The organism is Streptomyces albidochromogenes (assembly GCF_005981925.1).
GTDB lineage: Bacteria > Actinomycetota > Actinomycetes > Streptomycetales > Streptomycetaceae > Streptomyces > Streptomyces albidochromogenes.
In genome coordinates this window covers 1-12,968 of the sequence record NZ_VBVX01000050.1, presented here as the reverse complement: position 1 = coordinate 12,968, position 12,968 = coordinate 1, and the positions used below count along the sequence as shown (strand labels likewise).

10 protein-coding genes are annotated in these 12,968 nt (G+C 69.9%); 4 read left to right on the top strand and 6 right to left on the bottom strand.

Going from position 1 to position 12,968, the window contains the following annotated elements; genetic code table 11:
* The first annotated feature begins 111 nt into the window (after nucleotides 1-111).
* The 4 genes from E2E34_RS09720 to exaC all read left to right on the top strand — a co-directional run bounded on the left by E2E34_RS09720 (nucleotide 112) and on the right by exaC (nucleotide 6,414).
* Nucleotides 112-1,581, top strand: a complete 1,470-nt coding sequence (locus tag E2E34_RS09720) for an aldehyde dehydrogenase family protein (protein WP_138901497.1) — start codon at nucleotides 112-114, stop codon at nucleotides 1,579-1,581.
* Nucleotides 1,578-3,173, top strand: a complete 1,596-nt coding sequence (locus E2E34_RS09715) for an APC family permease (RefSeq protein WP_244315595.1) — start codon at nucleotides 1,578-1,580, stop codon at nucleotides 3,171-3,173. The genes E2E34_RS09720 and E2E34_RS09715 overlap by 4 nt, the downstream gene beginning before the upstream one ends.
* Before the next feature lie 21 nt (nucleotides 3,174-3,194).
* Complete coding sequence (locus tag E2E34_RS09710; RefSeq protein ID WP_138901496.1) at nucleotides 3,195-4,781, top strand: GMC family oxidoreductase; 1,587 nt, start codon at nucleotides 3,195-3,197, stop codon at nucleotides 4,779-4,781.
* Nucleotides 4,782-4,890: 109 nt separating this feature from the next.
* A complete protein-coding gene (gene exaC, locus E2E34_RS09705; protein ID WP_138901495.1) occupies nucleotides 4,891-6,414 on the top strand; it encodes an acetaldehyde dehydrogenase ExaC in 1,524 nt (507 codons plus the stop codon).
* 33 nt (nucleotides 6,415-6,447) lie between these two features.
* Here exaC and E2E34_RS09700 read toward each other — a convergent pair whose 3' ends face one another.
* The 6 genes from E2E34_RS09700 to E2E34_RS09675 all read right to left on the bottom strand — a co-directional run bounded on the left by E2E34_RS09700 (nucleotide 6,448) and on the right by E2E34_RS09675 (nucleotide 12,930).
* A complete protein-coding gene (locus tag E2E34_RS09700) occupies nucleotides 6,448-7,740 on the bottom strand; it encodes a benzoate/H(+) symporter BenE family transporter (protein ID WP_138901494.1) in 1,293 nt (430 codons plus the stop codon).
* Entirely contained in the window at nucleotides 7,700-8,824 is a 1,125-nt protein-coding gene (locus E2E34_RS09695) for an aminotransferase-like domain-containing protein (RefSeq protein ID WP_138901493.1), read from the bottom strand. The genes E2E34_RS09700 and E2E34_RS09695 overlap by 41 nt, the downstream gene beginning before the upstream one ends.
* Nucleotides 8,825-8,870: 46 nt before the next feature.
* On the bottom strand, nucleotides 8,871-9,941 hold the full coding sequence (locus tag E2E34_RS09690; RefSeq protein WP_244315594.1) for an alpha-hydroxy acid oxidase: 1,071 nt from the start codon (nucleotides 9,939-9,941) through the stop codon (nucleotides 8,871-8,873).
* A gap of 70 nt (nucleotides 9,942-10,011) precedes the next feature.
* Nucleotides 10,012-10,779: a sulfite exporter TauE/SafE family protein gene (locus E2E34_RS09685; RefSeq protein ID WP_138901492.1), complete on the bottom strand. Its 768-nt coding sequence runs from the start codon at nucleotides 10,777-10,779 to the stop codon at nucleotides 10,012-10,014.
* 81 nt (nucleotides 10,780-10,860) lie between these two features.
* Nucleotides 10,861-11,595, bottom strand: coding sequence for a TauD/TfdA family dioxygenase (locus tag E2E34_RS09680; protein WP_244315593.1), 735 nt, complete (start codon nucleotides 11,593-11,595; stop codon nucleotides 10,861-10,863).
* Between the two features lie 786 nt (nucleotides 11,596-12,381).
* The gene (locus tag E2E34_RS09675) at nucleotides 12,382-12,930 is read right to left on the bottom strand and encodes a nitrobindin family protein (RefSeq protein WP_138901491.1); all 549 of its coding nucleotides are present in this window, start codon (nucleotides 12,928-12,930) and stop codon (nucleotides 12,382-12,384) included.
* Between the last annotated feature and the right edge of the window lie 38 nt (nucleotides 12,931-12,968).

Below are 12,968 nucleotides of genomic sequence, written 5' to 3'. Positions count from 1 at the left end.
ACATGTCGCACAACGGAGCGCCCAGAGCGCTCCCTGGCGGTGCAGCACCGCACGGCGTGACCCGACGGGGCGCCGCCCGGGCGTCCGACGGCCGAACCCGGAGGAGCCCCCATGCCGGAGCTGTTCATCGGTGGCACATGGACCGCCGCCGCCGACGGAGGGGTTCGCGAGATCCGTTGCCCCGCCGACGGTTCCCTGGTGGCCACCGTCGACGAGGCGGGCCCGAAGGACGTGGCGGCGGCGATCGCCGCGGCCCGCGACGCGTTCGACAGCGGCCCCTGGCCGACGGCGCCCGCGTCCGAACGGGGGGCGCTGCTGCTGCGCGTCGCCGCGCTGCTGGAACGCGACAAGGACGCCTTCGCACGAGCCGAGTCCCTGGACACCGGGAAGCGGCTCGTCGAGAGCGAGTACGACATGGACGACATCGCGAACTGCTTCCGCTACTTCGGCAATCTGACGGCCTCCGGCGGCTCCGACCGGATCGTCGACACCGGCGACACCGGCGTGGACAGCAGGGTGGTGCACGAACCGGTGGGCGTGTGCGCGCTGATCACACCGTGGAACTATCCGCTCCTGCAGACCGCCTGGAAGGTCGCGCCGGCGCTCGGCGCGGGCAACACGTTCGTGCTCAAGCCCAGCGAGCTGACCCCGCACACCGCCGTCATGCTGATGAGGCTGCTGGCCGAGGCCGGGCTGCCCGACGGGGTCGCGAACCTCGTCCTGGGCGCCGGGCCGACGGCGGGTGCGCCGCTGAGCGAGGACCCGCGGGTCGACATGGTGTCGTTCACCGGCGGGCTCGTCACCGGGCGCCGCATCATGGCGGCCGCCGCCCCGACGGTGAAGAAGGTCGCCCTGGAGCTGGGCGGCAAGAACCCCAACATCGTCTTCGCCGACGCCGACTTCGAAGCCGCGGTGGACTACGCCCTCATGGCGATCTTCCTGCACTCCGGCCAGGTCTGTTCGGCCGGGGCGCGGCTGCTGGTGCAGGACGAGCTGCACGGCGCGTTCACCGCCGAGCTGGTGAAGCGCGCGCGGGAGATCCCGCTGGGCGGCCCCTTCGACGAGAACGCCCGTACCGGCCCGCTGATCTCCGCCGCCCACCGCGACAAGGTCGAGGCGTACGTCGCGGCCGGCCTGGCCGAGGGCGCGGTACTGCGCTGCGGCGGAGCCCGGCCCGACGACCCGGCGCTGCGGGACGGCTTCTACTACCTGCCGACCGTGCTGGACGACTGCACCCCGGACATGTCGGTGGTACGGGACGAGTCCTTCGGGCCCGTGCTCACCGTCGAGCGGTTCAAGGACGAGGCCGAGGCCGTCGCGCTCGCCAACGACACCGTCTACGGGCTCACCGGCGCGGTCTGGACGCAGGACGTGGCACGGGGGCAGCGGGTCGCGTCCCGGGTGCGGGCCGGGACGGTGTGGATCAACGACTTCCACCCGTACGTGCCCCAGGCCGAGTGGGGCGGCATGAAGCAGTCCGGCTTCGGCCGCGAACTCGGCCCGGCCGGACTGGCGGAGTACCAGGAGGCCAAACACATCTGGCGCAATCTCGCCCCGATCCCGCAGAGGTGGTTCGCATGAGTACGAACGCCGCCGGAAAGGGGCCGGAGATCCCCGGGCCCGAGGGTGCCGCCCGTACCCAGACGCAGCACGACGACGACGCCCTGGGCGAACTCGGCTACCGGCCGGAGCTCAAGCGCACCCTGGGCAACTTCCACACCTTCGCCGCCGGGGTCAGCTACATCTCCATCCTCACCGGCACCTTCCAGCTCTTCTACTTCGGCGTGTCCTTCGGCGGCCCCGCCTACTGGTGGTCCTGGCCGATGGTGTTCGCCGGCCAGTTCATGGTGGCCCTGTGCTTCTGCGAGCTGGCCGCCCGCTACCCCGTCGCCGGCTCGGTCTACAACTGGGCCAAGACCATGGGCGGCCCGCACATCGGCTGGCTCGGCGGCTGGATGATGATGACGGCCACCATGGTGACGCTGTCGGCCGTGGCGCTCGCGTACCAGATCACGCTGCCGCAGATCGACGACTGGTTCCAGTTCGTCGGCGACGGCAGCGGGAAGACCGACGCCGCGGCCAACGCGGTGCTGCTCGGCTCGGTCCTGGTGCTGTTCTCGACGCTCGTCAACGCCTTCGGCGTCAAGCTCATGGCCCGGATCAACTCCGCCGGCGTGTTCATCGAGCTGATCGCGGCCGTAGCCCTGATCGTGTTCCTCGCGGCGCACATCACCCGGGGCCCCAGCAGCGTCCTGACGGAGACGTACGACCTCGGCAGCGGGCAGAGCCTCGGCTATCTGGGCGCGTTCCTGACCGCCTCGCTGGCCTCCGCCTACGTCATGTACGGCTTCGACACGGCGTCGTCGCTCGGCGAGGAGTCGCACAACCCCGGCAAGAACGCGCCGCGCGCCATCCTGCGCGCGCTGATCGCCTCCTTCGTCATCGGCGGTCTCATCCTGCTCTTCGCCCTGATGTCGGTACCGGACCTGGAGGCGGAGGAGCTGTCCACGGGCGGTCTGCAGTACGTCGTACTGGAGACCCTCGGCTCGACGATCGGCGAGATCTTCCTGTGGGCCGTCGTCATCGCGATCACGGTCTGCGTACTGGCCGTGCAGGCCGCCGGCATCCGGCTGATGTTCGCCATGGCGCGGGACAACAACCTGCCGGCGGGCTCGCGGCTCGCCCGGGTCAGCCCCCGGTTCAAGACGCCCGTGGTGCCCGCCGTGCTGATCGGCGTGGTGGCCGTCGTCATCCTGGTGATCAACATCAACCAGCCGCAGATCTTCTCGGTGATCACGAGTATCGCGATCATCATGATCTACCTGGCGTACCTCCTGGTCACCGCTCCCATGCTGGTCAAGCGCCTGCGCGGCGAGTGGCACCCGGCGGAGGGCAGCTTCTCGCTCGGCAGGTTCGGGCTGCCGGTCAACATCGTCGCCGTGCTGTGGGGCGCGGCCATGGCCATCAACCTCGCCTGGCCGCGCGCCGAGGTGTACAACGCGACCGGGCCGCAGCACTGGTACCTGCGCTGGGGCGCGTTCCTCTTCATCGGCATCGTCGCCCTCGGCGGTTTCGCGTACTACTGGTTCGTGCAGCGGCACAAGACCGGCGTACTGGACGAGCACCGCTTCGAGGCCGGGGACTCCGCTCCCCCGCCGTCGGCCGCCCCGTGATCCGCTGACTCTGGAGACGCAATGCCCTCAGAAATCCCGTCGGACTCGTACGACTACGTCGTGGTCGGAGGCGGTACGGCCGGAGCCGTCGTCGCGGCGCGGCTGACCGAGGACCCCGACGTCACCGTCTGCGTGGTGGAGGCGGGCCCCTCGGACGTCGGCGACGACAACATCCTGCGGCTGGACCGGTGGATGGCCCTCCTGGAGTCCGGTTACGACTGGGACTACCCGGTCGAACCCCAGGTCAACGGCAACAGCTTCATGCGGCACGCCCGCGCCAAGGTGCTCGGCGGCTGCTCCTCGCACAACTCCTGCATCGCCTTCTGGGCTCCGGCCGAGGACCTCGACGAGTGGGGCGCGCTGGGCTGCGCGGGCTGGAGCGCCGCCGACTGCTTCCCGCTCTACCAGCGGCTGGAGACCAACGACGCGCCCGGTGACCACCACGGCCGCTCGGGCCCGGTGACCATCCGCACCGTGCCGCCGAAGGACCCGTGCGGAGCGGCGCTGCTCGAAGCGTGCATGGCCGCGGGCATCCCCACCACGCCGTTCAACACCGGGACCACCGTCGTGCGCGGCGCCCACTGGTTCCAGATCAACTCCCGCCCGGACGGCACCCGTTCGTCCGCCTCGGTCTCGTACCTCCACCCGGTCCTCGGCAAGCGGCCGAACCTCGAAGTCCGTACGGGACTCCAGGCCCGGCGGCTCCTCTTCGACGACGACGGCGACGGGCCGGCCCCCACCGGCCGGCGCTGCACGGGCGTCGAGTACCTGCGACCCGACACGATCCACACCGGCGCCGTCACGGCCCGGCGCGAAGTGATCGTCGCCTGCGGCGCGATCGACTCGCCGAAGCTGCTGATGCTGTCGGGCATCGGGCCGGCCGGGCATCTGCGCGACTGCGGCGTGGCGGTACGGGTCGACTCCCCCGGCGTCGGGTCGCACCTCCAGGACCACCCCGAGGGCGTGATCATGTGGGAGGCGAAGCAGCCCATGGTCACCTCTTCCACCCAGTGGTGGGAGATCGGCATCTTCGCGGACACCGAACCGGGCCTGGACCGGCCGGACCTGATGTTCCACTACGGCTCGGTTCCCTTCGACATGAACACCTACCGGCGCGGCTACCCGACGACGGACAACGCCTTCTGCCTGACGCCGAACGTCACCCGGGCACGCTCCATGGGGACGGTCCGGCTGCGCAGCCGCGACTTCCGGGACAAGCCGAAGGTCGACCCCCGGTACTTCACGCACGAGCACGACATCCGGGTGATGACGTACGGACTGCGGCTCGCCCGCGAGATCGCCGCCCAGGCGCCGATGGCCGAGTGGGCGGGGGCGGAGCTCGCGCCGGGCCCGGACGCGACGACCGACGAGGAGCTGTTCGCCTACATCCGCGAGACGCACAACACCGTCTACCACCCGGCGGGGACCGTGCGGATGGGCGCGCCCGACGACGCTGGTTCGCCGCTCGATCCGCAGTTGCGGGTCAAGGGCGTGGCGGGCCTGCGGGTGGCCGACGCCTCGGTGATGCCGTTCCTGCCGGCGGTCAACCCGTGCATCACGACGATGATGATCGGCGAGAAGTGCGCCGATCTGATCAGGGCGACCTGAGCCGCCGGTTCCGCGCTCCGGCCGGCGCAACGCGGTCGCAACGTACGGCCTCCTAACCTCGCGCCGAGTGCCGCCCGACGGCGGGCGGCGCCGGAGGGAGGCCACCGCGATGACCCGATACTCCGCGCCCGGCAGCGAAGGCGCGATCGTCTCCTACGAGGCCCGTTACGACAACTGGATCGGCGGCGCGTACGTCGCGCCCGTCCGTGGCCAGTACTTCGAGAACCCGAGCCCCGTGAACGGCCGCCCGTTCACGGAGATCGCCCGCGGCACCGCCGAGGACGTCGAACTCGCCCTCGACGCGGCGCACGCGGCCGCGCCGGCGTGGGGGCGCACGGCGGCGGGCGACCGCGCGAACGTCCTGCTGAGGATCGCCGACCGCATGGAGGCGCGCCTGGAGGAGCTGGCCGTCGCGGAGACCTGGGAGAACGGCAAACCGGTCAGGGAGACGCTGGCGGCCGACATCCCGCTGGCCATCGACCACTTCCGGTACTTCGCGGGCGTGCTGAGGGCCCAGGAGGGATCGATCAGCGAGGTCGACGACGACACCGTCGCGTACCACTTCAACGAGCCCCTCGGCGTGGTCGCGCAGATCATCCCCTGGAACTTCCCCCTGCTGATGGCGACCTGGAAGCTGGCTCCTGCGCTGGCCGCGGGCAACGCCGTCGTACTGAAACCGGCCGAGCAGACGCCGGCGTCCATCCACTACTGGATGAGCCTGGTCGCCGACCTGCTGCCACCGGGCGTCGTCAACATCGTGAACGGCTTCGGCGAGGAGGCCGGGAAGCCGCTGGCGTCCAGCCCGCGCGTCGCGAAGATCGCCTTCACGGGCGAGACCACGACGGGGCGGCTGATCATGCGGTACGCCTCCGAGAACCTGCGGCCGGTGACGCTGGAACTGGGCGGCAAGAGCCCCAACATCTTCTTCGACGACGTCTGGAGCGTCGACGACGACCTGCGCGACAAGGCCCTCGAAGGGTTCACCATGTTCGCGCTCAACCAGGGCGAGGTGTGCACCTGCCCGTCGCGCGCCCTGATCCAGGGCGGCCACTACGGCGACTTCCTGGAGGCGGCGGTCGCCCGCACGGAGCAGATCACGGCGGGCCATCCGCTCGACACCGCCACGATGATCGGCGCCCAAGCCTCCGACGAGCAGCTCCAAAAGATCCTCTCGTACGTCGACATCGGGCAGCGGGAGGGGGCGAAGGTGCTGACGGGAGGGCAGCGGCTGGAGATGGGCGGGGACATGGCCGGCGGCTACTACGTGCAGCCGACCGTCTTCGAGGGCGACAACCGGATGCGCGTCTTCCAGGAGGAGATCTTCGGCCCGGTCGTCGCGGTGACGTCGTTCTCCGACTTCGAGGACGCGATGAGGACGGCGAACGACACGCTGTACGGCCTCGGGGCCGGCGTGTGGACCCGGGACATCAACACGGCGTACCGCGCGGGCCGCGCGATCCAGGCGGGACGCGTGTGGACGAACTGCTACCACGCGTACCCGGCGCACGCCGCCTTCGGCGGCTACAAGCAGTCCGGCATCGGCCGCGAGAACCACAAGATGATGCTGGAGCACTACCAGCAGACGAAGAACCTGCTGGTGTCGTACTCGCCGAAGAAGCTGGGCTTCTTCTAGGAACGGAGGAAGGGTCCTTCCCCGCGGCATCCGTCATCGTTTGGCGCGGGCCCGTGCTCCGAGGGTGAGCGTTCCGTGCGTGGCGAGGCCCAGAACGAGACCCCAGCACGCCGAGCCGACGCCGCCGAGTGTGACGCCGGACGCCGTGGTCAGGAACGCGACCACGGCCGCGTCCCGGCCGGACTCGTCGGCGACGGCCTGGGCGAGGCTCGTGGAGAACGCGCCCAGGAGAGCCACCCCGGCGACGACCGCCACCAGGTCGGCCGGCAGCGCGGTGAACAGGCCCACGAGAGCCGCCCCGCACACCCCGGTCACGACGTAGAAGAAGCCGCACACCACCCCGGCGACATAGCGGCGCCGCGGGTCGGGGTGCGCTTCCTCGCCGGTGCAGATCGCCGCGGTGATGGCCGCCAGGTTGATGCCGTGCCCGCCGAACGGTGCGAGTGCGGCCGTGGTGAGTCCGGTGACGCCGATCAGCGTGCGATCGTCCGGGCGGTATCCGAAGGCGGTGAGGACCGCGAGACCTGGGGCGTTCTGCGAGGCCATGGTGACGACGGTCAGCGGGATCGCGATGCCCACCATCGCCTGGAGCGAGAAGTCGGGAGCGGTGAACACGGGGACAGCCGGGGCGAGGTCGCCCGCCTCGACATGCAGGCCCGGTCCTGTGGCTGTCGCGAGCACAGCGGCGAAGAGGGCACAGGCCACCGCGTATCTCGGTGACCACCTCTTGAGCGCGAAGTACGCGACGAGCGAGGCGATCACGGGGACGGGCATGCTGTCCAGTGCGGAGAACACACCGGCCCCGAACGAGAACAGCACGCCCGCGAGCATGCCGGCCACCACCCCGGTCGGCACGCGCCGCATGGCCCACCCGAAGGCGCCTGTCACCCCGACCAGCGCCATGACCAGGCCGGTGACCAGGAACGCGCCGATCGCCTCGGCGTACGGATACGCCCCGAGGCTGCCGACCAGGACCGCCGCGCCCGGTGTCGAGAAGGCCGTGATCACCGGCATCCGGGTCCGCCAGCTCAGCGCCGCGCACGTCACCCCGCTGCCGATGCACGCCGCCCAGACCCAGGAGGCCGTCTGCTCGTCGCTGAGCCGGCCGGCGTCCGCGGCGGCCAGCACGATCATCAGCGGGCCGGAACAGGAGACCACGACCGCGACGAGCCCGGCGAGGACGGCGGAGAGCGAGGCGTCGCGGACGACGCCGCGTCGCTCTGGCCCGCCGTCCACACGGGACCGGCCGGCGGCGCCCGCCTCCGCGGGCACCGCCTCGTCTTCCTTACGCCGCTCGTCGAGCGGCAGCGGCGAGTCGCCGGACACCTTCCGCGAACTCCTCGGGATCGAGTGCCTGGAACGGCAGCCGCAGGAACGCGGTGCCGGAAGGAGGTGCGGAGTCCGCCGGGTAGAAGGCCGAACCACGGGTCAGGGCAAGGCCGTCGTCTCGCGCCGATGTGAGGAACGACTCCTCGTCGGTACGGATCGGAAGATGGACACTGATGTAGTAGCCACCGTCCGGTACACACAGCTGGACGTCGCCGAGAGTCTGCCGTACCGCCTCGACCGCGGCGTCATGGCGGGGGCGCAGCAACCGTCGTACGTGCTCGACGTTGTCCCGGACGAGACCGTTCGCGAGAGCCCGCGCCGCGACCGTCTGGAGCAGCGGGGCCGGGGACAGATACACGCTCTCGGCCAGGGCCGCGAGGGCTTGGGGCGTGCCGGGCGGGCCGATGACGTAACCGACGCGCAGGCCGGGGCTGAGTACCTTGCTCAGGGAGCCGATGGTCAGCACCCGCGCGCCGTCGGTGGATTCGGCCAGCTCACCGAGAGGTGTGGGTGCGGTGCCGCTGAAGCGGAGCTCCCGGTACGGGATGTCCTCCAGGACGGTGAAGCCGTACTCGGCGGACAGGCGCACCAGTTCGCGGCGCTTGTCCTCACTTGTGGTGACACCGCTCGGGTTCTGGAAGTCCGGGATGACGTAGACGAAGGCGGGGACCTTGGTCCGCAGGCGCTCCCTGAGGACGTCCAGGTCGAGACCGTCGTGCCGCAGGGGCACCCCGGACACCCGGGCCCCGTGCCGCTCGAAGATCTGCACCGCGCGGTCGTAGGTCGGCGCCTCGACCAGGACCTCGGGTGCGATCGAGTCGCGCAGCAGGTGGGCCGCGAGCAGGTCGAGGGCCTGCAGAGAACCGTTGGTGACGAACACCCGGTCGGGATCGACCGAGTGGAACTTGCCGAGCTGTTCCCGGAGTTCCTGGTCACCGGTGTGGCGGCCGATGGGCGCGTACTGGAAGACCCGGTCGGGCTCCGCGGCCAGTACCGCCGAGGTGTGCTCGGCGATGGCGGCGGAGGGTATCGCTTCGAGCGGGGGGATGCCGCGCGAGAAGTGGACGGTCTGGACGGTCAAAGGTCGTCTCCTTGGAGCGAGTGGGTCGAAAGGGGCCGGGGCGGCGTCAGGCCCGGCTGGCGAAGTCGGGGCCGATGTCGGCGAGCGAGGCCGCGCCGAGTTGCAGGAGCGTGTCCTTGATCTCGTCCTGGAGGAGGCCCAGGACCGCTTCGACGCCCTCCTGACCGGCGAGTCCGAGGCCCCACAGGTAGGGCCGGCCGATGCACACGGCGTCCGCGCCGAGGGCGAGAGCCTTGACCACGTGGACGCCGGAGCGTATGCCGCCGTCCATCAGGACCAGGCCGCGGCCGGACACGGCCGCCGCGACCTGTTCGAGGGCGACCAGACTCGGTATCGCGCCGTCGAGCTGGCGGCCGCCGTGGTTGGAGACGATGACCCCGTCCGCCCCGAGGTCGAGGCACCGCTCGGCGTCCTCGGCACGCAAGATGCCCTTGACCACCAGGCGCATGCCGGTGAGGCCCCGTATCCATGCGAGGTCTTCCCAGGTCAGGGGGAGGCGTTCGATGCGTGCGCCGTCGGGAATCGCTCCGGTGAGGATGCCCAGCGAGCGCAGATTGCCGAAGTCGACATGGGCGGGGGTACGGAAGCCCGCCCGCCGGGTGGTGATGCGGCGGGCCGCGTGACTGGCGTCGACGGTGACCACCAGAGCGGTCGCACCGGCCTCCTCCGCGAGGGCTATCGTCGCGGCGACGTCCTCCCGCGACCGGTAGGCGTAGAGCTGGAACCAGCTGTCGCTCTTGACCGACCCGGCCACCTCGGGGAAGGCGTGGTGACTGTCGGTACTGACGATGGAGACCGTTCCCAGGGCCTCCGCCGCCCGGGCGGTGGCGATCTCCGCGTCGTCGTGCAGAAGCCGCTGCGGGCTGGTCGGGGCGAGCAGCACCGGCAGGGCGAGCCGCTGCCCGAACACACTCACCGATGTGTCCGGGTCCTCGCTCGCGCTTCCGAGAGCCCGGGGCCGCAGCCATATCCGGTCGAACGCTTCGACATTGGCACGCACGGTGACCTGCGTATCGGCTCCGCCGGCGACGTACGCCCAGGAAGCGGAGTCGAGCACCGAGTCAGCCGCACGCTCGAAGTCGGGCAGGGTCAACAGCGCGGACAGTTCCCTTGCCATAAGCTCTCCTGTCTGAGATCTCACCCGTCGCCGTAGCGGAGAATTCTCCTTGGCGACACGGCGAGTTAACTTAAGCGAACTGATCGAATCCCATCTTGATCACCATTCCGGTGACCACGAGCACCAGTACAACGCGCACGAATCCGGAGCCCTTTTTCATCGCGGTGCGTGAGCCGATCATCGCGCCCGTTATGTTTCCCACAGCCATTCCGAGGCCGATGGCCCACAGAACATTCCCCTGCCATGCGAAAACCGCCAGGGCACCCAGATTGGACGAGGCGTTGATGACTTTCGCCATGGCAGCACTCTCCAGGAACTGTGTGGCAAGGAGTGTGGTGAAGGAAATGATGAGGAAGGTGCCGACTCCGGGGCCGAACACGCCGTCGTAGAAACCGATCCCGACGCCCGCCAGAACAATGGCGGTATTACGGCGGCGCCGGGTCACGACGGTATGCGTCTGCTGCACGCCGAAACTCGGTTTGAAGGCTACGAACAGCGCCACCGAGACCAGCAGCGCCATGATGACGGGCCGGAAGTAACTGGTGGGCACGCTTGCCGCGGACAACGCCCCCAGCGCGCCGAACGGGACCGCGAGGAGCGCGGCCGGCACGAGGACCGAGCGATCCAGGCGGGTACGCCTCTGGTACATGTACGCGGCGGTCGCGGTGCCCATGACGGCGGCGATCTTATTGGTGCCGAGCGCCGTCGCGGGCGGGTACTGCGGGAAGGTCAGCAACAGCACAGGGATGAGGAGCACCCCGCCCCCGCCCACGACGGCATCCACCCACCCGGCTGCCGTCGCGGCGATGAGCAGCCCGAGTACCTCGTACAGATCCACTCTTCCTCATTCGTGTCACATGGGTCACCCTCGGGCCGCGTGGCACGACGTCAGGCGCATGGGCATGGCTGTGGGCGCGGGTCAGACCACGCCGCGGATGTCCGCCATCGCGGGCAGCACACGTGGGTGCCGCATCATCCGCTGCGCCCACAGCGGGGTGGAACGCAGGGAGTAGAACCGGCGCAGCCACCGGTCGCGCCCGTCGTAGCGGGGCTGGAACGCGCTGCGCCCGTGCACCACTACGTGGTTGTCCAGGACGACCAGGTCGCCCGGCGCGAGCACCAGGTCGCGGCAGACGCTCTCCAGCGCCTCGGTCAGCGCACGCAGCACGCGTTCCCCGCCGGCGTCGGCAGCCCGGGTGTTGTGCGAGTTGAAGCGGATGAACGGCCGGCCCGCGGGGCCGAAGACCACCGGGTGAGGCCCCGCCGAGGGGCGCGGGCCCTCGGTGTTCCGGGTGAAGGACGTCGGGTACAGACTGTGGAACTGCGGTTTCCGCAGCTCAGCCACCTGGTCTTCGGTGAGGAGCGGCAGCGCGTCGCGCACGGACGACAGGCGGGTCGCGGCGACCGCCTCGTGGTCCTGACGCAGGCAGAGCAGCCCGAGGAAGTCCGGCCGCATGGGGTGGTGCACGTTCTCCGTGTGGAAATCGAAAGCGACCGACCCGCTGTTCTCGATGTGGTGTTCCTCGCCGCGGACCGGGTGCACATCATGGAACAGCGCTCCCGACTTCTCGTCCTGGTACCCGACGAGGGAACCGAGGAGATCCGCGACGAGCATGAGGGTGCCGTTCGTGAAATGGTCGTCGAGAACTCCCATTCCATGAACCGCAGGTGTTTCCGGAGGATCGTCCACCATCAGGCCGCGGAGCAAGAAGTGGCCCGCTTCCCCGCCCTCTTTCCCGAATTCCAGCAGAGACTTCCGCATTCCTTCGGGGAGGTCGAGCAAAAGTCCTGAGATGACGATGGGAGGCGAGTCGGAGAGTCGGCTCGCGAGTGCCGACAACTCTCGCGTCTTGATTGCCTCGGGTTCGGTTAAGTGATAGCTCGTCACACCTTCGGCGGTGATGGTCACAATCCCCCTCCTAGCTTCGCGTTTGCACTCATCGAAGACGTTGACGAACCTAACCCGCGCAATTTCGCTCCGTCAACAAAAGATTTCGGACGGGGACCGGGCTTGTTAAAGAGAGCGGCAACCAGTAGAAAGATGAACTAATTCCACACAAAGGGGACGATGTGTGACAGAGGGGGAAATATGGGCTGGTTCGTAAGGTGTGCTCGGGCTGGTTGTCCCTGACCCGCACCCGGCCTGAGCTGCCCGGATGATCTCTACGTAAAGAGGTTGCGGGATTGCGGAGGGTAGGGGCCGCCGCTCCGGTGATCGTCTGCGGTCCCGGGATCGGAGGCGGTTCCGCAGGTCGGCGGTGCGCGCTTTCACGCCATCCGTCATCCGATGCGACGGGTCGCGGAGGACGTGTCCCTCCTCACACCCTCGGCGGAAATTCTCCGCCCGCACCCCCCGGCACCAGGGGATTCACCCCGGCACCGGAGGGACGGGCGGCAGAGCGGACCTACGGCCGACTCGTGTCGTGCCCCTGATGGGCGGTCAGTTTCCCCCGCCGCGTCGCAGCCGCGCCGACAGGTGGTGCTGCAGGGGCTGCCCGACCGCCGCGAGGTCGTGGACGAAGGTGAGGGTGTCCTCGTCCGTCAGGGAGTAGCGGCGGCGGGTGGCGTCGACCTGCTTGGCGGTGGGGGCGAGAGCCACCTGATGGGTGGTGAGGTCGACCGCGCCGTCCGCCGCGCGGCCGACCGAGATCTCCGCGATGCCGGTGGGCTGGGTGATCAGTGCCTCCACCCGCCCGTCGGGCTGAAGCCGCCACCAGCCGCTCTCCCGGGCCGACGGCCGCAGCGGCCCGCCGTCCGCGTCGAGCAGCCAGGCCCGTGCCTCGTAGTGGAGGAAGGGGCGCCCGTCGTGACTGAAGGTGACCTCCTGCGCGTACGTGAAGTCCTCGGCGAGCGTCGGGTACTCGCCGCGGCCCCGGCCGGCCCACGTGCCCAGGAATCCGAGCAGTGGTGCGAGCAGGGGGTGCGGCTCGGGCGCCGCGTCCGGCCGAAGGGCGTCGGGGTACGGGTGCTTGCGGACGGGGTCCGACATGAGGTGCGCTCCTGGGTCGAGGCGGGTGGGCGGGTGCA

Excerpts from the sequence above, each read along its gene's own strand:
- E2E34_RS09710 (WP_138901496.1), top strand. The coding sequence starts at position 3,195 with ATGCCCTCAGAAATCCCGTCGGACTCGTACGACTACGTCGTGGTCGGA.
- E2E34_RS09720 (WP_138901497.1), top strand. The coding sequence starts at position 112 with ATGCCGGAGCTGTTCATCGGTGGCACATGGACCGCCGCCGCCGACGGA.
- E2E34_RS09680 (WP_244315593.1), bottom strand. The coding sequence starts at position 11,595 with ATGGGAGTTCTCGACGACCATTTCACGAACGGCACCCTCATGCTCGTC.
- E2E34_RS09690 (WP_244315594.1), bottom strand. The coding sequence starts at position 9,941 with ATGGCAAGGGAACTGTCCGCGCTGTTGACCCTGCCCGACTTCGAGCGT.
- E2E34_RS09675 (WP_138901491.1), bottom strand. The coding sequence starts at position 12,930 with ATGTCGGACCCCGTCCGCAAGCACCCGTACCCCGACGCCCTTCGGCCG.
- exaC (WP_138901495.1), top strand. The coding sequence starts at position 4,891 with ATGACCCGATACTCCGCGCCCGGCAGCGAAGGCGCGATCGTCTCCTAC.
- E2E34_RS09715 (WP_244315595.1), top strand. The coding sequence starts at position 1,578 with ATGAGTACGAACGCCGCCGGAAAGGGGCCGGAGATCCCCGGGCCCGAG.